Origin of the sequence: Streptomyces sp. NPDC101132, assembly GCF_044759225.1 — a bacterium.
Taxonomy (GTDB): domain Bacteria; phylum Actinomycetota; class Actinomycetes; order Streptomycetales; family Streptomycetaceae; genus Streptomyces.
In genome coordinates, this window is record NZ_JBIVYX010000011.1 from 87,975 (window position 1) to 110,721 (window position 22,747).

The following is a 22,747-nucleotide window of genomic DNA, read 5'->3' on the forward strand; positions in this document are numbered from 1 at the left end:
CCCCCTTCGTCTTCCCTTCTCCATCCGACAGGAGCTTCGCCATGCCCGAAACCATCGCCGTCCCGTCCTTCTCCGCCCGGATTGTCGAACGGCTCAGCGTCGGAGCCACGAGCCGCCGCGAGCGCGTCATCCACTCCCTCGACGGCCTGGAGAACCCGGTCCACCCCGACACCCTCGCCAACACCGGGGCCGACCTGTGGCGTCTGCTCCAGGAGCAGGTGCCGGACGGACTCGGCTCCGTGGACTTCCTTCTCGGCCTGGACGCCGGCGGCATCCTGCCGACCGTCTCCCTCGCCGGCGCCGCCCACCTCCCGTACAAGATCGCCTGGAAGCTGCACCTCCCCCTCGACGGCGCGGTCCGCTTCAGCGAGCCCCACGCGATGCGCACCGACGTCTTCGCGTACGGCATCGCCCCCGGACAGCGCATCGTCATCGTGGACGACGAGATCACCACCGGCCGGACCCTGGCCGACCTCACCCGCCGCCTTCGCGAGGCCGGCGCCGTCCCGCTGGCGGCGGCCTGCCTGGTGGAGGACACCACGCGCGGAGCCCGCGACCTGCTCACCGACCTCGGTCTGCCGCTGGTCTCGCTCACCACGATCGAGGGCGCGGCGTGACAGCGGTCGCCCCGGTGGGGATCCGGTTCCACCACGGTTCCCTGGTCGTCCCCACCGGGGCCGTGCACACCACCCCGCTCGGGTACGACCGCGACAGCGTTCCCATCGGCGCACCACTCCCGCTTGCCGCCTCCGCCGAGCTCGTCCACCGCCTGAGCGGGTGCGGTGAGGTAGTGGTGGCCTTCGGGGGGAAGCTCGGCGACACCCTCCTCGCGCTGTCGGGTGTCCGCTCGGTCCTCGACTGGCTGCGGCTGCGGTCAGTCCGCGTGGCTGTTCGGGCGGTGGGTCCGTACGCGGGGCTCATCGCCCGCACCGGGCTGATCCGGCAGCCCCAGGCCACCACGCCCAGCGGCTGGCGGGCCGTGATCGGAGACCGCCCCGGCATCGAGGCACACGGCTCGGAGGCAGCGGTCAGCCTGGTGCTCGACCCGGCCGCCCCACCGTGTTGGTCGACCGGCGGCCGCGCCCACCCGGCCCTGCCGGCCCGCCACTACCTGGCCCTGGAGCGACGCCTCGGCATCCGCCTGCCCGCCACGGCACCCTTCGCTCCGACCCTCGCGACCGGACCGAACAACCTCGTGGAGGAACTGCGCTCGGTGGGCTGGCTCGGCGGCCTGAACCTCGCCGCCATCACCGCCACCAGCTGGCCGGAGCGCAAGGACTACACCGCCCAGCGCTACATCACCCTCGCCGAGCACATCGCCGAGGCCCAACAGGCCCAGGCCCGTCTGCTACTCATCGGCGGCAACCCGGACGGGAGCCTCCGCATCACTGCGGAGGCTCCCCGGCGCCACGTGCAGGTCCTCCACCTCGACGGGATGCCGGCCGACCACCTCGCCGATCTCTTCCCGCACTGCCACCTGATCGTCGGCAACGACACCGGCCTCACCCACCTCGCCGCGATGGCCCGCGGCCGGGACGGAAGCTCCCCGCCCATCATCGGTTTGTACGCGCGCCACAGCCACAGCAAGTGGCGCACCGGCCTGCCGCACCACCACGCCGTCGCCACCGACCTGTCCAACCGCATGCACCAGGGCGACCTCTGCCCCGTCCGCGACGCCATCGCCCCCGACACGAATATCCACATGGACGCTTTCCCGCCCGCCGCGCTGGCCCAGGTCTGCCTCGAACTGCTCAACGGGGTGAGGCAATGACCTTTCAGCCTCCCCTTCGCCTCGGTCCGGTACGGCGCTTCACCTGCAACCTGCTCTGCCCCGTCGACCTCCTCGGCCGCCCGCTGCTCCTGAAGTACACCGGCGACCCGGCCGAGGCCCGCGAGGAGATCCGCGGCCACGCCCGCCTCGCCCGGCACTACCGCGTCCCCGCCCTCCACGCCCATCTGCGCGTGCCGGGCGGCCGCCTCCTCGCGTACGAACGCCTCCCCGGCGGCACCGACCAGGGCCTCCTGCTCGACCTCCTCAACACGGACGAGGCGCGCGGCGACCTCCACACCTACATGGCCCAACTCACGACCGTGTACCGCGAGGTCATCTTCGCGACGGCGTGGCCGGCCGATCCGGCGCACGTCGTCCGCAAGCTGTACTGGGACCGCGCGGCACCCGGCGGCCGACTCGACACGTACTACGCCGGCAAGGACTTCCTGATCGCCGACGGCCTCATCGACATCCCCGTCTCCCGCCTCGACACCTACACCCTGAACATCAACGGCCGCCGCCACCGCCTGGACTGGGCCGCCACCCTCCGCTGGCTCCGCGCCCACTTCGCCACGGCCGAGCCGGTCTGGGCGGCCCTCACCCAGGGCGACCCCACCGACGTCAACCTCGCCCACCCGCTCGCCTGGTTCGACTACGACACCGCCGGTATGAACAGCATCCCCGGCGAGTTCGCCAACTTCCTCTGGTACGCCTCCGCCCTCGGCGGCTGGCTCGTACCCACGTACAACCCGACCGCCCTCGCCGACCACCCCGCCACCTTCGCCCACGTCCCGGCCAACACCCCCGAGATCCGACGAGCGGCAGTCGACCACACCACCAGCACCATCCACATCGACTACACCCCGCGCCTCTCGGCACCCCGGCGAGCCGCCGTGACCGCGTACTGGAACCAGCTCGTACAACCGGTCGCGGACCGTCTCTGGCCCGGCAAGGACCTGGCGAACCTGCTCCGCCCCTACCTCGCCATGCGCGTCCTCGGCGTCTACAACCTGGCCGACCTGGCCCCCGAGGACCGGCTCGTCCTCCTCGCCCGGCTCGCCGAGGCCATGAGCCCCGCCTTCGACTCGACCACCTACTTCTGCCCGCTGGAGTCGCCATGCCCGGCCCCCTGAACGGCCGTACCGCCTTGGTCACCGGTGCCACCGGCGGCCTCGGCTCGGCCATCGCCCGACGCCTCGCCGCCGACGGCGCCACTATCGCCCTCGCGCACCTTCACGAGGAGAAAGCCGCGGCCGAGCTCGCCACCCACATCACCGACAGCGGCGGCACCGCAATCCCCCTGGCAGCCGACCTCCGAGACTCCGAGTCCGTACGTGCCCTCTGCCACCAGGCCCACGACCGGCTCGGCCCGATCGACATCCTGGTCAGCAACGCCGGCGCCTACCCCCGCCGACCGTGGACGGAGACGACACCGGCTCGCTGGGACGAGGCCCTGTCCATCAACCTGACCAGCCACTACCTCCTCGCCCACGAGCTCACCCCCTCCATGGCGGCCGTCGGCTGGGGCCGGATCATCACCATCGGCTCCGTCCTCGCCACGGCGGGCCGCCACGACCTGTCCGGCTACATCAGCGCCAAGGCCGGGCTCGAAGGACTCACTCGCGCCCTCGCCCGCGAACTCGGCCCCGCCGGCATCACCGCCAACTGCGTCGCCCCCGGCTCCATCCGCGTCCCCGCCGAGGACACCGTCGTCGACGACCCGGAGGCCATGACCGCCCGGCAGCTCGCCCGCCAGTGCGTCCAGCGCCGAGGCCGCCCGGACGACGTCGCAGCCGCCGTCGCCTTCCTCGCCACCAACAACGCCAGCTTCATCACCGGCCAGACCCTGCGCGTCGACGGAGGCTGGATCCTTGGCTGACATCTGGCTCATGCGCCACGGCGCCTACGAAGGCCACCGCCCCGGCTACCACGCCCCGCACGAGGCCGCCCTCACACAGGAGGGCCGCGACCAGGTACGCCGCTCCCTCCCCCTCCCCGAGGGCATCACCGCGATCGTCACCAGCCCGATCCCCCGTGCCCGCCAGACCGCCACCCTCGTCTCGCACCTCACGGGCCTGCCGATCGTCGCCGTCTCTGGCCTTCTCGCCGAATGGCGAGCCCCGAGCATCGTCCTCGGCCGCACAGCCGAGACCTACCCGCCGGCCTACCGCGCCTGGCGAGCCCGCCGCCTCGCCAACCCCACCCTCCGCTGCGAAGACGGCGAAAGCCTCACCGACCTCCACACCCGCGCCCGCCACTGCGCCGCCTTCCTCCACCACACCGCCGGGCGCTACGGCCCCCTCCTGGCCGTCTCCCACACCCTCCTCCTCGGCGTCCTCACCCACCTCCCAGAAGGCCCCTCCGCCTTCACCACCGCCGCGAAGACCCCATGGCAGTTCGCCGAACTCCGTCTTCTGCCCCAGGTGCGCCACACAGGGCAGCGAGCCGACCGCTCCGACGAACTCAGGTGATGCCCCCGGCTTCGGCCCATGTCGACCGGATCAGCCGAAGGCTCTGCCGCCGCGACGAGACGCGGCTTCAGACCCCTGTCGAGAGCTCGGGACGCGCGTCAAGAGCAGTCCGGCAGACGGCCTCTTGCATGTCCGTGTACGCCAGCAGATAGACGATCCGGATGCGTGACGTCGGATGGGCTTCGAAGTAGCTCACGGTGGCCGCCAGCAGGGTATCCACGGTGCGATGCAGATCGCTGTTGCCTCCGCCAGTTCCCAGCAGCGGCAGGACGACCGAGCGCAGTGGCTCCCCAGCCTCGGCGAGCCGGTCAACCTCAACCAGGATGTTGCGGGCGCACCGGGCCAGATCCATCACCTGGCGGTAGCCAGAGCCGGGTTCTCCCTCGACTCCAGCAACATGCGCGATCCTCCGGACCTGATGGCTCTCCAACAACTCGCCCGGCCCAGTGACCAGCACTTGGCCCGCCGACACGTACGGCCGGCCGTCCATCAGTTCGCCAAGCTCCTTGGCGATCACGTCGTCAACCAGGTGCCCGGCGTCGTCCCGACGGCCCCCGTGGTAGCGGATCGCGGCGGAGACGGTCGGCTCGTCGATGCGGGACATCTCCATGCGGGTGTTCTCTGGATTGACCCACACGTCGACGCCGAGCACGTTCGCAAGATTTCCGGTAACTACTCCGATCCGGTGCCGTCTACTGCCGCGCAGAGGGACGTCGAACCGCGTGGACTGTGCGAGCGGGCGCGGGCCTTCGCCCGAAGGTCGTTCACCAGCCAACTGCCTACGCAGGGCGGTGTTCTCACGCTGAGCCTTCTTCAATCGGGCAGTCAGCTCGTCCCGTCGACGGGTCTTGGCGAGCCAGGTGAAGGAGATCAGCATGAAGAAGGCAGCGAATCCGGCCGCGCCGCTGAGGCCGAACCCCAGCGCCCTGCCTTCCGTCAGCGAATCCGGGAAGACCGAAAACAGGAAGAGCGCCGCAGCAAGCGAGTACAGCAGGACGGATGGGAGTTGGAGGGCGTACTGTCGCTCAGCCCGGCTCGGCGCGGACGACCAGATCTGCAGGGCGATGCCGACGACGGTGAGGATCGCTGTGACGGCGAGCTGCAACGGACTCAATGGTGGCGTCCCCTCTGCCTCGGACCGGACACGGGCCGATCATAGGTGTCGCCACCTCTAGTCGATCGGCGAACTGAAGCCATTTAGGGGTGGCTTGAAATCGTTCGTGTGGCGGGAGGGCGCAACGGGAGGTGCACACTTCCCTAGCCGCAGTGGTTGGATCGGTTCATGAATCCCATCGACTTCGGTGACATCTCCGACCTCAAGATCCGCCTCCAGGTCTTGGCCGAGGAAGCCGATCGTCCTCTTGTCACCGTCTTCGGCTCGGGGATCAGCAGTGAGGTCCTCCCCAGCGTCCCCCAGCTAACGGACATCTTCCGGGATCACATGCCGGAGGGGGGTCTGGCCAGGTTCGACGAGACCGTCGCAGAAGCCCAAGACCCCGGCGTCAAGTACCAGAACGCAGCGGCGGTGCTGACCAGGCAGGCAGGTGAGCACAGGGTCATGCGGGCAATCCGGACGGCTGTGCTCCAGGCGTGCCCGGACGTGCTCGAGAAGAACGTGGCAGATGTTGCCCGGGACGAGGAGCTCTGCCGGGAGTACATGAAGACGGGAAACTGGCGCATTCCTCGCGGCTACAGGCAATTCGCAAAATTCTTCGCATCACTAAACGGGCGGATGCGGGGCCCGATCATCACTACGAACTTCGATCCGCTGATCGAGCTCGCCCTCGGTCAGGCTGGCGTGCCCGCGGTCCCGATCCCCATCCCGACCGACACCACCCCCACCCTGCAGCAGCTGAAGGAAGCCATCGCCCAGCCGGTGCTGCACATCCACGGCTATTGGACTGGCCGGGCGACGAGCAACGTACCGACGAGGATCACCTCTGACCGCCCCGGGCTGGACGATGTACTGAGGAAACTGCTCACCAACGCGGTCGTACTCGTGGTGGGCTACAGCGGGTGGCTCGATGGCTTCATGAAGAGCCTGAGCAGCACGGTCCTTGACAAGGCCGATCTGCTGGAGGCCGAGGTTCTCTGGGCGGCGTATGAGACGGATGCGGCCGCTGTAACGAGCGGCGCCATCGGTAGATTCGTGGGAGCACCCGGCTTCACCCTCTACCTCGGAGTCGACGGACACGAGCTGTTCACGGACCAGTTGGATCGGGACGAGACAGAGACCGAGGAGACTTCTTCTCCCTTCGGGTATTCCCGGGTGCCGCGCACTTTGGTCGACTCGGCCTCGTACCAGCCGGGAGCCTTCGCGGAGGGCACCCAACCAGTGTGGGCGGACGCCGCACCGGGCCGCTGGCCGGTCCTCAGCTCAACGGCCCTCCTGGAGCAGAAGGTGGTCGAGCGCTTGCGGGTCGGCGGTGGCGGCGGTGCGGTAGCCATCGGTCCACTTGGCGAGGGCAAGTCCCTGGCTCTGCGGCAGGTAGCGCACGCGGTGGCGGGCTCTCGGCCGGAGTGGAACGTACTGTGGCGGGATCCCGGTGCGCCGGTGCTGACCAAAGAGTGGCTGAACGATGTCCGTGCGGCAGGGAAGACCCTCATCTGCGTCGACGAGGCTGACCTGATCATGGAAAGCATGGCGGCCACTAAGGATGTGTGGGCGACCGAGGGGTCGGGCATCGCCTTTCTGCTCGCCAGTCACGACCGGCTGTGGTGGCAGGGCGCCGGTTCGGCACTGCAACCGTGGATCGACGATGTCCTATTCCACGGCATCACCGACGATGACGCCAGGAACATCGCCCTGACCTGGCAGGGGCTCGGACTGCTGTCGGACGGGAACCAAGAGGTCGACACCATCGCGGAGCGACTCGCGACGTCGGCAGACGCCATGGCCGCTGAGAGCAACACACTCTTCGGAGCGGTTCTCGACGTCCGGTACGGGGCGGATCTGGGTTCCCGCGTGGAAGATCTGGTGCGCAAGCTCCACGAGATCAAGCTGACCGACTCCGTCGATCTCGGCGACGTCTTCGGGGGGATCTGCGTAATGCAGCACACACTCGACAAGGACGGCAACTTCGGCAGGGGGGCCAGCAGGTCGGTGATCGCGGCCATGGCGGGGTTCGACCCCGTCTTCGCCGACGGAAAGATCCTTCAGACGCTCGGCCGGGAAGCTGCGGTGACCTTTGCTGGCAACCGCGTCTACTGCCGGCACCCATCTATCGCTGCAACCGTGGTCGACTACCTGCACCGGGAGGGAACCGCTGAGAAGGTCTACGAACTCGTGGGTCAGGCCGGCGGGGAGCGCCTGGTGAAGAAGGCCACGACACTCGAGGGCTATCGCGACGCCTATTTGCTCCCCCGCTTCCTGGCAGCGCCCCAGTCGGTTTGGGCAGCCACGGGGGCAGTGAAGGGCACCGGCCACCAGGTCCTGGAGTCGCGGGTGTCCCTACTGCGGGCGCTCCGCATGGAGGGAAAGCATCGGGCCAGCGCCTACGCTCGGGGGCTTGCGCCTCGACTGATGGACTATGTCGACTACCGCGGGGCCGTCAGGGCGTTCCTGGTGGAGTTCTCGATCTCACTCAGAGACGAAGGCGAAGCCCAGGCGTCGGCCGGTCTGGCAGCTCTCGCCCTAGACGACCGGCTCGGCTATGCGCTCGACGCGGATCGGGCCGGCTACGCGCTGGTGAGCCTCGCCAGGTCGGCCGCAGCACTGAACGCCCAGACCGGCGACCAGACCACCAAGGACGCCCCCGCCCTCTGCTTCATCTTGCTGGAACGCGTACGCGGCGAGGAGAACGCTTTGACGTACTTGAGTTGGTACCGTCCACCGGCAGGCCACGAACTACGGCAGCTGTCGACGGTCAAGATCTGCAGCCGACTAGCAATTATGTTCGACAGGACGGCTTCGCAGGCGGCCCAAACGACCGGAATCGTAGTGGAAACGCACGGGATGCTGGCCTTCGACTCCCTGCGCCGCCTGGCAAAAGGCCCCCACGGGCCGGCCGGACGGTGACCCACGCCCGCGCCCAAACGCGGCGGGAGCCAGCGCCTCGGGCTCGACGCGCATGCCTAAGCACCATCTCTTACGACCCAAAGTAGAGGCTCCCCCGGCAGCCGGGATCGCGCTGCGGCCACTTCAGGGCCGAAGGCAGCGCGAGCCAACGAAAACAGCTCGCCAAGCTCACGCCGCAGAGCAGCCAGCGGTGCTGGTCTCAGTTCTGGTCTCATTCGCCCCCGTCCGGGCCCGTCCGGACGGGGCCACCCCGAACGCTCCGCCGCAGGTCAGGACACCCACGACCCCAGCCGGACCCCCGTACGAACATTTGGAAAGCGTGTTGGGGGCAACCCCTCACGAGTTCGAATCTCGTATCCTCCGCCAGCTCAGAGGGCCGGACCGCGCAAGCGGTCCGGCCCTCTGGCGTTTCCGCTCCCGCCTTCCCGGCCGGCGCGCCGGGCGGGTCAGGCCGCCAGGTCGTGGGTGAGGCGGGTGGTGATGCGGGGGGTCAGGGACAGGAGGGACGCGGAGGCCGCGAGGCCCACCGTGAGGGCCGTCCACCACAGGGCCGCCGGGCTCAGGCCCGTGTACACGGCCACGCCCAGGGTCAGGGCGGCGAAGCGGGCCGTGCCCCAGACCCAGCTGTACGCGCCCTGGTAGCGCCCGCGGGCGTGAGCCGGCGCCAGGTTGGCCACCACCGCGGCCGCGATCCCCGCCACCACCAGCTCGCCCACCGACCAGACCACCACCGACAGGGCGTACCCCACGACACCGTCGGCCAGCCCGGTCAGCGCCACGCCGGCCGCGACCAGCACCCCGCCCGCGGCCTGCACCGGCAGCTGCGGCAGCCCGGCCAGCCGGGCGGTGGCCAGCGGCTGCAGGGCCACGACCAGCACCGCGTTGACCGCCGCCATCGCGCCGTACACGGCCGGGGACAGCCCGCTGTCGCGGACGGCGAGCGGCAGGGCGACCTCGGTGAGCGAGTAGACGAAGAGCTGCGCGCCGAGCACCGCGAGCAGCAGCAGCGCGAGCCGGTCGCGGAGGACGACGCCGTACCCGGCCCCGTCCGCCGCCTTCACCGTGCGCGGCGGCTCGGCGAGCCGGGTGGCCACGATGGCCGCGTAGACCAGCATCGAGCCGATGTCCACGGCGAAGAGGAGCCAGTACCCGCGCTCCGCGAGGAAGCCGCCGAGGACGCCCGCGACGGCGGTGCCGATGTTCACGCCCCAGCCGAAGAGCGCGTACGCCCCGCGCCGGCGCCCGGCGTCCACGGTGTCCGCCATCAGCGCGTACGCGGCCGGTGCCACCACCGCACCCGCCGCGCTGAGCAGCAGCGCGGCGGCGGCCATCGTGACCACGCCGGGCGCGACGAACAGCGCGCCCTGCGCCGTGCTCGCGGCGGTCAGCCCCAGCAGCATGGTCGGGCGGCGGCCGAACCGGTCGGCGAGCACACCGCCGAGGGCCGGGCCGAGGAGGTTGCCGGCGCCGAGCGCGCCGAGGACGTACGACGCGCCGGCCCCGGTCACCCCGCGGTCGGCCAGGAAGAAGACGAGGAACGGCGTCACGAGGTAGCCGATCCGGTTGACGATCGAGCCGGCGAAGACGGTCCAGACGGTGGGCGGGAGTCCGCGGAAGGTCGAGAACATGCGAGGAGCCTGCGCCCCGCACGCCCGCAGGCGAATTGATTAAGCTCAGACCGAATCCAAACGGGCCCGTGGGCGTCCGGCCGCCGGCCGCGAGCGCCCGCCACGGGCCGGACGGGGGGCACGGCGCATGGAGTTCCTGCTCGACTTCTCCGCCGCCGACCTGGCGCAGATGCGCTTCGCGGTGTCCCCGATGTGGGAGGTCGTCACCAGCTTCCGCCTGCTCCGCGACCCCGCGGCGTCACCGCTGCACCAGTGCTGGGCCGCCCAGGTGCGCCCCCGCGTGGCACGCGCCGGGCTCGACGCGGGCTGGCTGTCGGACCTCATCCCGCCCCGCGGCTACCTCGCGGACTTCCTCAACCCGGTGCCCGCCACGCCCTTCCCCACCCTGGCGGCCGAGCTCGCCGCGATGCGGGCCGGCACGCCGGAGCAGCTGCGCCGCGACCTGGACAGACTCGGCACCTCCTCGCCGCGGATGCGGCTGCTGTACGAGGAACCGGACGCCGGCCTGGAGAAGGTGGCCGCGGAGATCGAGGCGTACTGGGAGCTCGCCCTCGCCCCGTACTGGGCCCGGGTCCGGCAGCTGCTGGAGGCCGACGTCTTCCACCGCGCCCGGCAGGTGGCCGAACACGGCGCCGCGCACGTGCTCAACGAGCTGCACGAGACCGTCCGGTGGGACGACGGCACCCTGGGCCTGGTCCACCGCCAGTGTTCGCTCACCCGGGACCAGCCCGGCTCCGGCCTGCTCCTGGTGCCGTCGGCGTTCGCCTGGCCCCGGGTGCTGACCCGCTCGATCGCGGGGGAGTCCCCGCAGCTCGCGTACCCGGCGCGCGGCGTGGGCAACCTGTGGGAGCCCCGGGCCACCACCGCCACGGACGCGGTGGCCGCCGTACTGGGGCGCTCCCGCACGATGCTGCTCGCCGAGCTGGACACCCCGGCCTCGACGACGCAGCTGGCCAGGTCCAGCGGCCTGTCCCCGGCGGGCGTCTCGCAGCACCTGACCGCCCTGCGGGACGCGGGCCTGGTCACCGCCCACCGCAGCGGCCGCTCGGTCCTGTACGCACGCACGGCGGTCGCGGACGCCCTCCTGACCCCGGCCGGCTCCCTCACCTGAGGAGGGCCACGAGGGCCGTGGCCAGGGCCAGGGAGGCGGCGAAGGCGGTGCCGGCGCGGGAGGCGGCCGCCGGGAGGGTGGCGCCGTCGGCGCGGGCCAGGACGCCGGCGACCACGGCCGCCAGCAGGGAGACCAGCAGCGCGATGACGACGGCCATGGCGAGCAGGGTGTCGTCGGCCAGCAGGGGCGTGGTGGAGTTCATGTCGGTTCCGCTTCCGGCGAGTTGGGTCACCGGAGCCGCGATGTGCGGTCCGGGTGCGAGCCGTTGTCCCGGCTCACCCCCGACCTTGCGGGTTCGGCTGTTCAGCGGCGTTCGGGCGAACGAGAATGAACGTCCTTGAACACCACGGGCCTTGGGGACGACGGGTGATCGGATGACCGATGAGGATCCGCTGAGCCGCTTACAACAGGTACTGAACGTGGCCCGGTTGAAGCGCGGGCTCGGCATGGCGGCACTGTCCCGCCGCTCCGGGCTGAGCAGGACGACCGTGAGCCAGGCCTTCAACTCCCGGCGCGTTCCCACCAAGGACACCCTCGCCCGGCTGGCCCCGGTGCTGGGCCTCCTCGTGGAGGACGTGCTGGAGCTGCGGAACAGGGCGGCCGCGGAGCGGTACGACCCCCAAGGGCGCGGGGGACAGGACGCGGTCGACGCGGCCTTCGAGGCGCGGTACCGCGACTACCTCCTCCAGCGCCACGGCCGGCTCACCATCGTCGGCCTGGACCTGCGCGGCCCGGCCGCCGCGAGCTGGCCGCTGGACACGGCGTACCTGAGCCTGGAGCTGGCCGGGCACGACGGCCCTTCACAGCGCGTGGACCGGGCCGAGCGGGCCCTCGCCGGCCGGTCCAGGACCCTGGTCAGGGGGCTGGCCGGAAGCGGGAAGACGACCCTGCTCCAGTGGCTGGCCTGCGCGACGGCCGAGGGCGAACTCCCCGACGCGCTGGTCGAGCTGAGCGGCAGCATCGCCTTCGTGCTGCCGCTGCGCACCCTCGCGCGCACCGGCGGCCTGCCCGCGGACCCGGCGGGCTTCCTGGCCGCGGTGAACTGCTCCCTCGCCGCCTACCAGCCCGCCGACTGGGCGCACCGGGTGCTCTCCGAGGGGCGCGGCCTGGTCCTCGTCGACGGCCTGGACGAGGTGCCGAAGGGGCTGCGGGACCGGGCCGGGGACTGGCTTCGGGAGCTGGTCTCGGCGTACGGGCACTCGCGCTTCGTCGTCACCACGCGGCCCAGCGCCGTGGCCGAGGGCTGGCTCTTCGCGGCCGGCTTCCGGGAGCTGACCGTCCGCCCGATGGGCCGCCGGGACGTCGGGATCTTCGTGTCCCGCTGGCACGCCGCGGCGCGGGCGGGCACGACGGACCCGGAGGTCTCGGCCCACCTCGACGCGCTGGAGTCCGACCTCAAGGACAAGGTGCGGGTCAAGCGCGACCTCGCCCTGCTCACCACCACCCCCCTGCTGTGCGCGCTGGTCTGCGCGCTGCACCGGGACCGGCGCGGCCGGCTGCCGTCCGACCGGGTGGAGCTCTACCAGGCGGCCCTCTCGATGCTGATCACCCGACGGGACCAGGAACGCGAGGTGATCGCCCCCGAGGGCATCGAGCTGAGCGAGAAGGAGAGCGTCCAGCTCCTGCAGAAGCTGGCCTACTGGCTGATCAGGAACGACCAGGTGGAGCTGCGCAGGGAGACCGCGCTCGCCAAGATCGAGGAGGCCCTCGAGGCCATGCACGCGGTGGCGGCCCAGGGCGACGCCGCGACGGTGCTGAACCACCTGATCGCCCGTACCGGACTCCTGCGCTCCCCCACCCTGGACACCGTCGACTTCGTGCACCGCACCTTCCAGGACTTCCTGGGCGCCAAGGCCGCGGTCGAGTCCCTGGACCTGGGGCTGATCGTCCGCAACGCCCACGACGAGAAGTGGGAGGACGTGGTCCGGATGGCCGTCGCGCACGCCCGGCCGGACGAGCGGGCGCAGTTGCTGGAGGCGATCACCAAACGGGCGGACAGCGAGCCGCGGCTGGAGCGCCGCCTGCGCGCACTGGCCCTCGCCTGCCTCCAGCACGCCACCGAGCTGCCGCCGGCCACCAGGGAACGGGTGGAGTCGCGCGCCCAGTCCCTGGTGCCGCCTCGCACCCGCCACGAGGTGGAGGCACTGGCCGAGATCGGGCCCCTGGTGCTCGACCTGCTGCCGGAGCCCGGCCGGCTCTCCCCCCTGACGGCCGTCCGCTCCATCCAGACCGCGCAGCGCGTCGGCGGGGACGGCGCCCTCGCGTACCTCAAGTCGTTCGTCGGCACCGCCAACGCCCGGGTGCGCCGGGCACTGGGAGAGGAGTGGACGCGGTTCGACCCGCAGGACTACGTGGCCGAGGTGCTGGCGCCGCTGGGCAGGCTGCGGCTGGTCGAGGTCGGGGACGAGGGGCAGGTGGGCGCGCTGGGGCCGGTACGGATGTCCGCGGTCGGCTTCACCGGCAGCCACCCGACCCGGCTGATGGCGGGGCTCCCCCGGCCGGAGGCCGTCACCGCGCTCGTCCTGGAGAACAACGACCTCGTCACCGACCTGGACTGGCTCGGCCCGGTCTTCCCCCGGCTGCGCGTCCTCGAAGTGCTCCGCTGCCCGTACTTCGAGGACCTCGGCGGGGTGGTCGGCACGGGCCTCGTCGCCCTGGCGGTGGAAGCGACGACCGGACTGCTGGACCTGAGCGCGCTGGAGGACCTGGAAAGCCTGCGCACCCTGGAGATCAGGGACGCGCTCACCCTGCTGTCCGACGTCCCTCCGCACCGGGGGCTGCGCGAACTGAGCATGGAGAACCCGGGACGGCTCGACTTCCTCAACCGCTGGCCCGCACTCCGGCACCTGGGCGTACCCGGCGACGTGTTCCTGGAGCAGGCGGATGCCCTCCGACTGCCGCGCCTGAAGCACCTCACCCTGGAGTCGCTGGACCTGGCGAACCCCGCCGTCTCCTTCATCACGGCCATGCCCTGGGTCACCCACGTGGACGTGGAGGGTTACGACGGCCCGACGGGCGCCCTCGCGGCGCTGTTCCCGGGCGCCCGGTCCCTGCGGCTGCGCCCCACGAGGACGGCCCAGGCACCGGACGTGTCCGCGCTCGCCACGCTGCCGGCGCTGCGGCGGCTCACCCTGCGAGGAGTTCCCGGGGTGCTGGGAGACGCCGGGTTCCCCAAGGGCGTCGTCCGCGTCGAGCCCATGCTCTGACCGGCAGGTCCGGCTTCAGCCGGAGACGGGCCGCGCCCGGGTCGTCCGTACGACCCGGGCGCGGCCCCTGCGGCACGGCGTGCCGCACAGCGGCCCCGCGGCGCGGCGGCCCGCGGTGCGGCCGCGGCGGCGCGGCGCCTACGCGTCCGTGAAGTTCGGCATGTCCCCCTCCGTCGTGTTCACGTCGATGACCGAGAAGTTGGCCCCCTGCGGGTCCGTCAGGGCCGCGAAGCGGCCGAACGGGCTGCTCATCGGTCCGAACTGGAGCTTCGCGCCGAGGTCCGTGGCCTTCTTGACCGCCGCGTCGCAGTCGTCGACCGCGAAGTACACGCAGATGTACGAGGGCATGTGCGGCGGGAAGTCGTCGCCCATCTCCATCCGCCCCAGCACCGGCTGCTCACCCAGGTCGAAGACCGCGTAGTCCATGGTCTCGTCGGCCATCTTCTGCTTGCGGTACGAGAAGACCGACGTCAGGAAGGCGTCCGTGCCGCCAGGCTCCCGCGAGAAGACCTCGGCCCACGCGAAGGCCCCGGGCTCGTTCTGCTTCTCGAAGCCCTTGTGCTCGCCGCCCTGCCAGACGCCGAAGACCGCGCCGCCCGGCTCCTTCGCCAGCAGCATCGAGCCGAAGGGGCCGACCTGCATCGGCTCCATCAGCATCTCGCCGCCCGCGGCCTTGATCTTCTCCGCCGTCGCCGCCACGTCCGGCGAGGCGAAGTAGAGACACCAGGCCGAGTGCGCCTCGTCCTCCTGGCCCGGCATCGGCGGGACGACGGCCGCGACCGCCTTGCCGTCCGAGTAGGCCTGCGTGTAGCCCCCGTACTCCGTCGCGGCCTCGGTGAAGGTCCAGCCCAGCACCGAGCCGTAGAACGCCTTGGCGCCTTCGACGTCCTTGAACATGGCGTCGGCCCAGCACGGCGTGCCTTCGGGGAAAGCCGTCATGATCATGACTCCGTCTCGCTTGATCACCATGGGTGGGTGTGTCCGGGTTCACACGCTAGCCATCCGGCGCCCCTCCCGCGCGTGGAAACCGAAATCAGTCGAACATGGAGCTATGGACATCCAGATCCACCTGGCCCAGCAGCCCGACGCGGACGCCCTGCTCGGCCGCAGCCCGCTGGCCGCGCTGACCGGGATGCTGCTGGACCAGCAGGTGCCCATGGAGTGGGCCTTCTCCGGGCCGTACACGATCGCCACCCGGATGGGCGCGGACGACCTCGACGCCCACGCCATCGCCGCGTACGACCCCGACGCCTTCGCGGGGCTGCTGTCGGAGAAGCCGGCCGTGCACCGCTACCCGGGCTCGATGGCCAAGCGGATCCAGCAGCTCTGCCAGTTCCTCGTCGAGCACTACGACGGTGACGCGGCGGCGGTCTGGGAGGGCGCCGGCAGCGGGGCCGACCTGCTCGCGCGGCTGAAGGAGCTGCCCGGGTTCGGCGACCAGAAGGCCCGGATCTTCCTCGCGCTGCTGGGCAAGCAGTACGGCGTGCGGCCGCGCGGCTGGCAGGAGGCGGCCGGCCCCTACGGGGAGAAGGACTGCTACCGCTCCGCGGCCGACATCACCGGACCCGAGTCGCTGGCGAAGGTCCGCGCGTACAAACAGCAGGCCAAGGCCGCCGCCAAAGCCGCCAAGACCACCAAGCCGGCCTCCTAGGGCTGCGAGACTCCCAGATCATGAAGACCGAACTCACCGATACGACGTCAAGCAAGGTCAACGCCGCCCTGCTGCAGGCCCGCCAGGCCATCGGCAGCCCCACCCTGGGCATGGTCCTCACCCTCCTCGTGGTCACCGACGAGGAGAACGCGTACGACGCGGTCAAGGCGGCCTCCGAGGCATCGCGCGAACACCCCTGTCGCATCCTCGCCGTCATCAAGCGCACCGCCCGCGGCCACCACAAGCTGCGCCAGACCCGGCTGGACGCCGAGCTGCGGGTCGGCTCGGACGCGGGCAGCGGCGAGATCGTGCTGCTGCGGCTGCACGGGGAGCTGACCTCGCACACCGGCTCCGTGGTGCTGCCGCTGCTGCTGCCGGACGCGCCGGTGGTGGCGTGGTGGCCCGCGGACGCGCCCGCGGACGTGGCGCGGGACGAGGTGGGCGCCCTGGCGCAGCGCCGGATCACCGACGCGTACGCGAACCTCGACCCGCTGGCGGTACTGGAGCACCGCGCCGCCTCGTACGCGCCCGGGGACACCGATCTGGCCTGGACCCGGCTCACGCCCTGGCGCTCGCTGCTGGCGGCCGCGCTCGACCAGCGGCAGGACCGGGTGACCGGTGCCACCGTGGAGAGCGAGGCGGACAACCCGAGCGCGGAGCTGCTGGCGCGCTGGCTGGCCGACCGGCTGGGGGTGCGGGTGGAGCGGGTGGTCACGGAAGGGCCGGTGATCACCTGCGTACGGATGACGACGGAGGCCGGCGAGATATCCGTCGACCGGCCCGGCGGGGCGCTCGCCACACTGGGCGTGCCGGGCCAGCCCGACCGCAAGGTGGCGCTGAAGATCCGTACGACGGCCGAGCTGATCTCGGAGGAGCTGCGGCGGCTGACGGCGGACGTGACGTACGGGTCGGCGCTGCGGAAGGGGCGGGTGCCGGCGTAACCGGGCCGGCGGCCCGTGAGGGACACGGAAGGGCCCCCGCCCTGGTGACCGGGCGGGGGCCTTCCGTACGGCCCGGCGACTACGGCCCGGCGACCGCGGTCAGCGACCGCGGTCAGCGCCTGCGGCGTGCCGTGCCGAAGATCGACCGGGAGATCTCCCGGCCCAGCTGGGTGCCGACCGAGCGGGCCAGCGAGCGGAAGAGGCCGCTGCCGACCACCTGCTCGGCCAGCGACCGGTCCTCCTTCGGGGCCCTGGGAGCGGCCCGCGCCGCGGCCTTGGCCTGCTTCTCCTCCTCGGCCGCCCGGGCCGCCTCCTCCGCCGCGGCCTCGGCGGCGGCCTGCTCGGCGCTGATCTTCTCGTACGCCGACTCCCGGTCGACGGCCTCGGCGTACCGCGACCACAGCAGCGAGGCCTTGACCGCCTGGTCGAGCGCCGCCGCGTCGACCGGCCCCATGAGCGACCGCGGGGCGCGCAGCCGGGTGGCGGCGACCGGTGTCGGGGCGCCCTTCTCGCTCAGCACGGTGATCACGGCCTCGCCGGTGCCCAGCCCGGTGAGAAGCTCCTCCAGGTCGTACGGCGAGTGCGGGAAGGTCTTCACCGTGGCCTTCAGCGCCTTGGCGTCGTCCGGGGTGAAGGCCCGCAGCGCGTGCTGCACCCGGTTGCCGAGCTGGGCGAGCACGTCCCCCGGCACGTCCTTCGGGGTCTGGGTGACGAAGAAGACGCCGATGCCCTTGGAGCGGATCAGCCGCACGGTCTGCGTGATCGACTCCAGGAAGGCCTTGGAGGCGCCGTTGAAGAGCAGGTGCGCCTCGTCGAAGAAGAAGACGAGCTTGGGCCTGTCCAGGTCGCCGACCTCCGGCAGGTCGTTGAAGAGGTCGGCCAGCAGCCACATCAGGAAGGTCGAGAAGAGCTGCGGCTTGTCCTGGACGGCGGGCAGCTCCAGTACGGAGACCACGCCCCGGCCGTCGGGGCCGGTGCGCAGGAACTCGCTGGTGTCGAACTCCGGCTCGCCGAAGAACTGCGTCGCCCCCTGCTGCTCGAAGGCGGTCAGCGCCCGCAGGATCACCCCGGCGGTGACGGTCGAGAGCCCCCCGATGCCCTTGAGCTCGGCCTTCCCGCGGTCGGAGACGAGGAAGGCGACCACGGCCCGCAGGTCCTTGAGGTCGACCAGCTCCAGCCCCTTGGCGTCGGCGTAGTGGAAGATCAGGCCGAGGGACTGCTCCTGGGTCTGGTTGAGCTGGAGGACCTTGGAGAGCAGCACGGGGCCGAAGCTGGTGACCGTCGCGCGGACCGGGATGCCGGGCCCGATTCCCCCGAGCGAGTAGAACTCGCTGGGGCAGCCGGCGGGCTCCCAGTCCTGGGCGACGTCGCGGGCGCGCTCGGCGACCTTGTCATTGGGGGTGCCGGGGGCGCTGACGCCCGAGACGTCGCCCTTGATGTCGGCGAGGAAGACGGGCACCCCGTTGGCGGACAGCTGCTCGGCGATCAGCTGGAGGGTCTTCGTCTTGCCTGTGCCGGTGGCTCCCGCGACCAGTCCGTGCCGGTTCAGCATGGCCAGCGGGATGCGGATCTGGTGCTCCGGCAGGCAGGCTCCGTCCCAGAGCAGGGCGCCCAGGTCGAGGGCGGGGCCGGTGAACGCGTACCCGGCGGCGATCTCCGCGGCCGGCCCCGGGGTGGCCTCCGGCTCGGCCGAGGGGGTGCTTCCCGTCATCTATCACTCCCGAATTAGCGCTATTCGCCACCTTTGCACCAACGTCCCGAGGCTGCGCCCGCAGGGACTTGCCCGGTAGGCTTTCCGTGTGATCTTCAAGCGCATCGGAAACGGGCGGCCTTACCCCGACCACGGACGGGAAAGCACCCGGCAGTGGGCGGACGTCGCGCCGCGCCCGGTACGGCTCGACCAGCTCGTCACCACCAAGGGCCAGCTGGACCTCGAGACCCTCCTCGCGGAGGACTCGACGTTCTACGGCGACCTCTTCGCGCACGTCGTGAAGTGGCAGGGCGACCTCTACCTGGAGGACGGGCTGCACCGCGCCGTCCGCGCCGCCCTGCAGCAGCGCCAGGTGCTGCACGCGCGCGTCCTCGAACTGGGCTGAGCGGCCCGGCAGCCGTCCCCGGAACCCGTCGGTCCGCCCCTCCGAGCAGGCCGATTGATCCTTTCGGGTCGGCCCTGGGCTATTCATAGATCATTTAGTAGGCATCGTCACCGGGTCGCACTACGCTGCGCCCATGAGCATGCTCACTCCCCCAGGCATGGGCGGAAAGTACCGCGTCACGGGTACCGCATACCCCCGCATGCGCCGCCCCCGGCGCCGCCGCCGGATCGTGCTCGCACTCCTCGGCTCGATACTGGCCCTCGGCCTGCTCGGATACGGGACGCTGCAGCTCATCGGGGTGTTCAGGGGCGACGAGAAGAAGACCGCCGCCGGGCGCGCCGAGGACTGCGTGACGGGCAGGCCCGGGAAACCGGCCGCCTCCGCCGCCCCGGCCGTCGCGCTGCCGAAGCCCGGCCAGATCACGGTCAACGTCTACAACGCCACACCGCGCAGCGGCCTCGCCAAGGCCGTCGGCGACGAGCTGCGCAAGCGCGGCTTCCGGGTGGGCAAGGTCGGCAACGCGCCCGCCACCTTCGACAAGAAGGTCGCCGGCACCGGGATACTGCTCGGCTCGCCCAAGACCGACAAGGCCATGTACTCCGTGCTCGGCGCCCAGCTCGCCGGGGTCACCCAGCAGACCGACACGCGCGAGACCGCGGACGTCGACCTGATCCTGGGCACCGCCTTCAAGGAGCTCAGCAAGAAGGAGGACGCGGACCGGGTCCTGGCCGCACTGGCCCACCCCGCTCCCGCGCCCTCCCGGAAGTGCTGAACCCGTCCCGGCGCGCCTGACGGGCACCGGGACGGCAGGACGGTACGGCTACTCGGCCGCGCCGTACATGCGGTCGCCCGCGTCGCCCAGGCCCGGCACGATGTAGCCGTGCTCGTTGAGCCGCTCGTCGACCGAGGCGGTCACGACGGTCACCGGCTGGCCGGCCAGGTCGCGCTCCATGACCTCGATGCCCTCGGGGGCCGCCAGCAGCACCACGGCCGTGACGTCGTCGGCGCCCCGCTTGATCAGCTCCTGGATGGCCGCGACCAGCGTGCCGCCCGTCGCCAGCATCGGGTCGACGACGTACACCTGGCGGCCGGAGAGGTCCTCGGGCATCCGGGTCGCGTACGTGGAGGCCTCCAGGGTCTCCTCGTTGCGGACCATGCCCATGAAGCCCACCTCGGCGGTCGGCAGCAGCCGGACCATGCCGTCGAGCATGCCCAGGCCGGCCCGCAGGATCGGGACGATCAGCGGGCGCGGGGTCGACAGCTTCACGCCCGTGGTCGGCGCGACCGGGGTCTCGATGTCGGCCTGCTCGGTGCGCACGTCGCGGGTGGCCTCGTACGCGAGCAGGGTGACCAGCTCGTCGGCGAGGCGCCGGAAGGTCGGGGAGTCCGTGCGCTTGTCGCGCAGGGTGGTGAGTTTGTGCGCCACCAGCGGGTGGTCGACGACATGGATCCGCATGGACCCAACAGTAACCGGGCGGGAAGCCCGCCGAGTGCTCTCCGGCACTGGCATCAACGGGGCTGTCCGGGGGAAGGTGGGAGCCGGGGGTCTCCCTCGCGTCGCGGAGGAGGACGACGGACCAGCCCGGGGTGGTGCCGATGCCCGACGAGCAACTGAGGGAAGACCGGGGAACCGCGGAGGCGGAACCGGAGGAGACGGCCGCGCAGCGCAGACAGCGGCGCGCCCAGTTCCTCCGCGAGCTCCACGAGGCCCGGGAACTGCGGGACCGCGTCCAGCCGCGCCGGGCCCGCGCCGCCCGGATGCGCCAGCAGATGCGGATGCGCACCTTCCGCTGGTGAGGCGCGGGACGCCGCGGCCGTACGCCCGGCACCGCCGCGCCGATCGTCCCGTACGCCTGCCCTTGGGCCCGCCCGTACGCCCGTGCGTACGCCCACCCGTACGCCCGCGCTCCGCGCGCCCGGCACCGCCGCGCCGGTGCGCCCTGCCCCGCCACGCCGTGCGGCACCGCGCCGCGGGCCGTCCCCGGGCCGTCCGGCGAAAGGTTTTCGCACGCCGTTCGGACCCGTTCCCGGGGCCCTTCGCCGCGCCCCACCTGCCCTGATCCGGCCGGAGGCCCGGACGGCGCCACGCGACGCAAGCGCGGAAGACCTCTCGCAGAGCCGCCGTTTCTGCCACGATGCCGATTGGGCGGGGCACAGAACGGCGAGACGGCCGTTCCACCTCCCCCACCTCCGGCCGGGGGGACCCCCAACCGGCACGCCTATGACCAGTGGGAGAGTCACGGTGTACTTCGCCGCACTGCTCGCGCGCACCGAAGACGGGTGGGAAGCGAGCGACACGGATCTCGACGACGTCGAGACGCTGTCCGATCTGACTGAACTGGCCCGTGAAGCCTCGGCCGACGAGGACACCGTCCTCGTCTTCATCGAGCAGGAGGACTCCTGGTTCGGCGTCGTCCGCGTCGACGGCGAGGACGACCCCCGCATCTTCCTGTCGAACGCGGCCGCCGCGTCCCGCAGCTCGTACGGGGAGATCCTGCTGACCGACGAACTGCTCGGCCGTGAACCGGCGTCCGACGACGACCTCGACGAACTCGTCGACCTCGACGGCACGGAGGACGGCGAACCGGAGCCCTCCGCCGGCTTCGACGAGGACGAGGCGGCCGAGGGGTCCGCCGACACCCCGGCCGTGCCGGCCGGACCGCTCGGCGACCCGGGGATCCTGGCCGACCTCGGGGTCTCCGCCCGCGAGCTGTTCTCCTTCGGTTCCGACGCGCTCGCGGAGATCGCGGACGCGCTCGGCGCCTCCGAGGTGCTGGAGACCGTCCGATAGTGCCCGCTCAGCAGGACCGGCCCGACCCCGTGCGGGACCCCTGGCGCGCACCCATGCGCCAGGCCCTGGAAGAGGCCGCGAAGGCGGCGCTGACCGGTGACGTACCGGTCGGCGCCGTCGTACTCGCACCCGACGGCTCCGTACTCGCGACGGGGCACAACGAACGCGAGGCGACCGGGGATCCGACCGCCCACGCCGAGGTGCTCGCCCTGCGGCGGGCGGCCGCACGGCTCGGCGAGTGGCGGCTGAACGGGTGCACGCTCGTCGTGACCCTGGAGCCCTGCGTCATGTGCGCGGGCGCGCTCGTCCAGTCGCGGGTGGCCCGGGTGGTCTTCGGAGCGGCCGACGACAAGGCCGGGGCGGCCGGCTCGCTCTGGGACCTGGTCCGCGACCGCCGGCTCAACCACCGCCCCGAGGTGATCACCGGAGTGCTCGGCGAGGAGTGCTCCACTCGGCTCACGGCCTTCTTCAGGGACCGCTGAGCCCGGGCACCACCCGCACGGACGGGGACCCTGGCGGGCCGTGAGGAGGGCCACGGCGGGCAAAGTTGCGGAGCACTCCCCATCGTGGGCTAGGATCTCTCTCGGTGGTGTGTCCGAGTGGCCGAAGGAGCTCGCCTCGAAAGCGAGTATGGGGCAACCCATCGGGGGTTCAAATCCCTCCACCACCGCTCTGTGAACGAGAGCCCCGGTTCGGACGAATCGGGGCTCTCTTCCGTTTCCGGGAACCCCGTCGCCGCGTTGTCACGGCATGACGAAGACCCAGCGCATCCTGGCCGCCATCGCCCTCGCGGGCGCCGCGGCCGGCCTCGCCGCCCCCGCCGCCGCGGCCTCGCCCCTGCCGGTCGAGGAACTCCTCCCGACCGCGGCACCCGACATGCCCGCCGAGGCCTCGCCCTCCGTCCAGGACATCGGCGGCGGTCTGAACAAGCTCAACGAGCTGAACCAGCTGATGAGCGTCCCCGACCAGCTGATGCCGGTGGTCGAGCCCGCGGCGCCGGTGCTGAACCTGCTGGGCGCCTTCGAGTAGCGGACGCCCCCCCCCCGGACGGCCCCTCCGGCCT

At 71.8% G+C, this 22,747-nt stretch carries 22 protein-coding genes and 1 tRNA gene; 17 read left to right on the forward strand and 6 right to left on the reverse strand.

The annotated features are described in order from the left end of the window. The first annotated feature begins 41 nt into the window (after positions 1–41). Genes ACIQUR_RS24865 through ACIQUR_RS24885 form a run of 5 tightly spaced genes read left to right on the forward strand, consistent with a single transcriptional unit; the run spans position 42 to position 4,242 of the window. Positions 42–617: a phosphoribosyltransferase family protein gene (locus ACIQUR_RS24865; protein ID WP_150161227.1), complete on the forward strand. Its 576-nt coding sequence runs from the start codon at positions 42–44 to the stop codon at positions 615–617. Next, positions 614–1,771 carry a glycosyltransferase family 9 protein gene (locus ACIQUR_RS24870; RefSeq protein WP_403668139.1) on the forward strand — a complete coding sequence of 386 codons (1,158 nt, stop codon included), beginning with the start codon at positions 614–616 and terminating at the stop codon, positions 1,769–1,771. The genes ACIQUR_RS24865 and ACIQUR_RS24870 overlap by 4 nt, the downstream gene beginning before the upstream one ends. Further along, positions 1,768–2,904 (forward strand): hypothetical protein, encoded by a 1,137-nt coding sequence (locus ACIQUR_RS24875; RefSeq protein ID WP_403668142.1) that lies wholly within the window; start codon positions 1,768–1,770, stop codon positions 2,902–2,904. Before ACIQUR_RS24870 ends, ACIQUR_RS24875 begins: the two co-directional genes overlap by 4 nt. Next, on the forward strand, positions 2,889–3,650 hold the full coding sequence (locus ACIQUR_RS24880) for an SDR family NAD(P)-dependent oxidoreductase (protein ID WP_150161224.1): 762 nt from the start codon (positions 2,889–2,891) through the stop codon (positions 3,648–3,650). Before ACIQUR_RS24875 ends, ACIQUR_RS24880 begins: the two co-directional genes overlap by 16 nt. After that, complete coding sequence (locus tag ACIQUR_RS24885; protein ID WP_403668146.1) at positions 3,643–4,242, forward strand: histidine phosphatase family protein; 600 nt, start codon at positions 3,643–3,645, stop codon at positions 4,240–4,242. The genes ACIQUR_RS24880 and ACIQUR_RS24885 overlap by 8 nt, the downstream gene beginning before the upstream one ends. Before the next feature lie 67 nt (positions 4,243–4,309). Here the strand turns inward: ACIQUR_RS24885 and ACIQUR_RS24890 are convergent, their stop codons facing one another. Next, positions 4,310–5,347 (reverse strand): macro domain-containing protein, encoded by a 1,038-nt coding sequence (locus ACIQUR_RS24890; RefSeq protein ID WP_403668149.1) that lies wholly within the window; start codon positions 5,345–5,347, stop codon positions 4,310–4,312. A gap of 177 nt (positions 5,348–5,524) precedes the next feature. Between ACIQUR_RS24890 and ACIQUR_RS24895 the strand changes: the two genes are divergently transcribed. Beyond that, a complete protein-coding gene (locus tag ACIQUR_RS24895; RefSeq protein WP_403668152.1) occupies positions 5,525–8,260 on the forward strand; it encodes an SIR2 family protein in 2,736 nt (911 codons plus the stop codon). A 446-nt stretch (positions 8,261–8,706) separates the two neighbouring features. On the opposite strand, the gene ACIQUR_RS24900 is transcribed toward ACIQUR_RS24895, so the two are convergent. Continuing rightward, positions 8,707–9,888 (reverse strand): MFS transporter, encoded by a 1,182-nt coding sequence (locus ACIQUR_RS24900; protein ID WP_403668155.1) that lies wholly within the window; start codon positions 9,886–9,888, stop codon positions 8,707–8,709. Positions 9,889–10,015: 127 nt separating this feature from the next. On the opposite strand from ACIQUR_RS24900, the gene ACIQUR_RS24905 reads away from it, so the two are divergent. After that, positions 10,016–10,999, forward strand: coding sequence for a DUF5937 family protein (locus ACIQUR_RS24905; RefSeq protein ID WP_403668158.1), 984 nt, complete (start codon positions 10,016–10,018; stop codon positions 10,997–10,999). On the opposite strand, the gene ACIQUR_RS24910 is transcribed toward ACIQUR_RS24905, so the two are convergent. Next, on the reverse strand, positions 10,992–11,201 hold the full coding sequence (locus tag ACIQUR_RS24910) for a hypothetical protein (protein WP_403668161.1): 210 nt from the start codon (positions 11,199–11,201) through the stop codon (positions 10,992–10,994). The genes ACIQUR_RS24905 and ACIQUR_RS24910 overlap by 8 nt on opposite strands. 172 nt (positions 11,202–11,373) lie before the next feature. Here ACIQUR_RS24910 and ACIQUR_RS24915 point away from each other — a divergent pair, with 172 nt between their 5' ends. Continuing rightward, on the forward strand, positions 11,374–14,205 hold the full coding sequence (locus ACIQUR_RS24915) for an NACHT domain-containing protein (protein WP_403668164.1): 2,832 nt from the start codon (positions 11,374–11,376) through the stop codon (positions 14,203–14,205). 138 nt (positions 14,206–14,343) lie between these two features. Here the strand turns inward: ACIQUR_RS24915 and ACIQUR_RS24920 are convergent, their stop codons facing one another. Continuing rightward, positions 14,344–15,144 carry a VOC family protein gene (locus tag ACIQUR_RS24920; protein WP_403668549.1) on the reverse strand — a complete coding sequence of 267 codons (801 nt, stop codon included), beginning with the start codon at positions 15,142–15,144 and terminating at the stop codon, positions 14,344–14,346. A 112-nt stretch (positions 15,145–15,256) separates the two neighbouring features. Between ACIQUR_RS24920 and ACIQUR_RS24925 the strand changes: the two genes are divergently transcribed. Then, on the forward strand, positions 15,257–15,856 hold the full coding sequence (locus ACIQUR_RS24925; protein ID WP_403668167.1) for an HhH-GPD-type base excision DNA repair protein: 600 nt from the start codon (positions 15,257–15,259) through the stop codon (positions 15,854–15,856). A 20-nt stretch (positions 15,857–15,876) separates the two neighbouring features. Continuing rightward, on the forward strand, positions 15,877–16,797 hold the full coding sequence (opcA, locus tag ACIQUR_RS24930; RefSeq protein ID WP_403668170.1) for a glucose-6-phosphate dehydrogenase assembly protein OpcA: 921 nt from the start codon (positions 15,877–15,879) through the stop codon (positions 16,795–16,797). Positions 16,798–16,909: 112 nt separating this feature from the next. Here the strand turns inward: opcA and ACIQUR_RS24935 are convergent, their stop codons facing one another. Further along, the gene (locus ACIQUR_RS24935; RefSeq protein WP_403668173.1) at positions 16,910–18,508 is read right to left on the reverse strand and encodes a helicase HerA-like domain-containing protein; all 1,599 of its coding nucleotides are present in this window, start codon (positions 18,506–18,508) and stop codon (positions 16,910–16,912) included. An 88-nt stretch (positions 18,509–18,596) separates the two neighbouring features. Between ACIQUR_RS24935 and ACIQUR_RS24940 the strand changes: the two genes are divergently transcribed. Both ACIQUR_RS24940 and ACIQUR_RS24945 read left to right on the forward strand, forming a co-directional pair. Next, positions 18,597–18,893 carry a type II toxin-antitoxin system VapB family antitoxin gene (locus ACIQUR_RS24940; RefSeq protein ID WP_003955420.1) on the forward strand — a complete coding sequence of 99 codons (297 nt, stop codon included), beginning with the start codon at positions 18,597–18,599 and terminating at the stop codon, positions 18,891–18,893. A 133-nt stretch (positions 18,894–19,026) separates the two neighbouring features. Next, positions 19,027–19,665 (forward strand): LytR C-terminal domain-containing protein, encoded by a 639-nt coding sequence (locus ACIQUR_RS24945; RefSeq protein WP_403668176.1) that lies wholly within the window; start codon positions 19,027–19,029, stop codon positions 19,663–19,665. A gap of 48 nt (positions 19,666–19,713) precedes the next feature. Here ACIQUR_RS24945 and upp read toward each other — a convergent pair whose 3' ends face one another. Continuing rightward, positions 19,714–20,349: a uracil phosphoribosyltransferase gene (gene upp / locus ACIQUR_RS24950; RefSeq protein ID WP_365042905.1), complete on the reverse strand. Its 636-nt coding sequence runs from the start codon at positions 20,347–20,349 to the stop codon at positions 19,714–19,716. Positions 20,350–20,489: 140 nt separating this feature from the next. Between upp and ACIQUR_RS24955 the strand changes: the two genes are divergently transcribed. The 5 genes from ACIQUR_RS24955 (at position 20,490) to ACIQUR_RS24975 (ending at position 22,713) form a co-directional block, all read left to right on the forward strand. Then, positions 20,490–20,690, forward strand: coding sequence for a hypothetical protein (locus ACIQUR_RS24955; RefSeq protein WP_403668180.1), 201 nt, complete (start codon positions 20,490–20,492; stop codon positions 20,688–20,690). 445 nt (positions 20,691–21,135) lie between these two features. Next, positions 21,136–21,684, forward strand: coding sequence for a hypothetical protein (locus ACIQUR_RS24960; protein ID WP_403668183.1), 549 nt, complete (start codon positions 21,136–21,138; stop codon positions 21,682–21,684). A 53-nt stretch (positions 21,685–21,737) separates the two neighbouring features. Further along, on the forward strand, positions 21,738–22,166 hold the full coding sequence (tadA, locus tag ACIQUR_RS24965; RefSeq protein WP_403668552.1) for a tRNA adenosine(34) deaminase TadA: 429 nt from the start codon (positions 21,738–21,740) through the stop codon (positions 22,164–22,166). 103 nt (positions 22,167–22,269) lie between these two features. Then, a tRNA-Ser gene (locus ACIQUR_RS24970) sits at positions 22,270–22,354 on the forward strand. Positions 22,355–22,434: 80 nt separating this feature from the next. Beyond that, a complete protein-coding gene (locus ACIQUR_RS24975) occupies positions 22,435–22,713 on the forward strand; it encodes a hypothetical protein (protein WP_403668186.1) in 279 nt (92 codons plus the stop codon). Positions 22,714–22,747 lie beyond the last annotated feature (34 nt).

Coding starts and splice junctions, on each gene's coding strand:
- ACIQUR_RS24875 (WP_403668142.1), top strand. CDS start 1,768: ATGACCTTTCAGCCTCCCCTTCGCCTCGGTCCGGTACGGCGCTTCACC.
- ACIQUR_RS24900 (WP_403668155.1), bottom strand. CDS start 9,888: ATGTTCTCGACCTTCCGCGGACTCCCGCCCACCGTCTGGACCGTCTTC.
- ACIQUR_RS24865 (WP_150161227.1), top strand. CDS start 42: ATGCCCGAAACCATCGCCGTCCCGTCCTTCTCCGCCCGGATTGTCGAA.
- tadA (WP_403668552.1), top strand. CDS start 21,738: ATGCGCCAGGCCCTGGAAGAGGCCGCGAAGGCGGCGCTGACCGGTGAC.
- ACIQUR_RS24920 (WP_403668549.1), bottom strand. CDS start 15,144: ATGACGGCTTTCCCCGAAGGCACGCCGTGCTGGGCCGACGCCATGTTC.
- ACIQUR_RS24945 (WP_403668176.1), top strand. CDS start 19,027: ATGAGCATGCTCACTCCCCCAGGCATGGGCGGAAAGTACCGCGTCACG.
- upp (WP_365042905.1), bottom strand. CDS start 20,349: ATGCGGATCCATGTCGTCGACCACCCGCTGGTGGCGCACAAACTCACC.
- ACIQUR_RS24925 (WP_403668167.1), top strand. CDS start 15,257: ATGGACATCCAGATCCACCTGGCCCAGCAGCCCGACGCGGACGCCCTG.
- ACIQUR_RS24955 (WP_403668180.1), top strand. CDS start 20,490: ATGCCCGACGAGCAACTGAGGGAAGACCGGGGAACCGCGGAGGCGGAA.
- ACIQUR_RS24895 (WP_403668152.1), top strand. CDS start 5,525: ATGAATCCCATCGACTTCGGTGACATCTCCGACCTCAAGATCCGCCTC.
- ACIQUR_RS24905 (WP_403668158.1), top strand. CDS start 10,016: ATGGAGTTCCTGCTCGACTTCTCCGCCGCCGACCTGGCGCAGATGCGC.
- ACIQUR_RS24910 (WP_403668161.1), bottom strand. CDS start 11,201: ATGAACTCCACCACGCCCCTGCTGGCCGACGACACCCTGCTCGCCATG.
- ACIQUR_RS24935 (WP_403668173.1), bottom strand. CDS start 18,508: ATGACGGGAAGCACCCCCTCGGCCGAGCCGGAGGCCACCCCGGGGCCG.
- ACIQUR_RS24975 (WP_403668186.1), top strand. CDS start 22,435: ATGACGAAGACCCAGCGCATCCTGGCCGCCATCGCCCTCGCGGGCGCC.
- opcA (WP_403668170.1), top strand. CDS start 15,877: ATGAAGACCGAACTCACCGATACGACGTCAAGCAAGGTCAACGCCGCC.
- ACIQUR_RS24915 (WP_403668164.1), top strand. CDS start 11,374: ATGACCGATGAGGATCCGCTGAGCCGCTTACAACAGGTACTGAACGTG.
- ACIQUR_RS24880 (WP_150161224.1), top strand. CDS start 2,889: ATGCCCGGCCCCCTGAACGGCCGTACCGCCTTGGTCACCGGTGCCACC.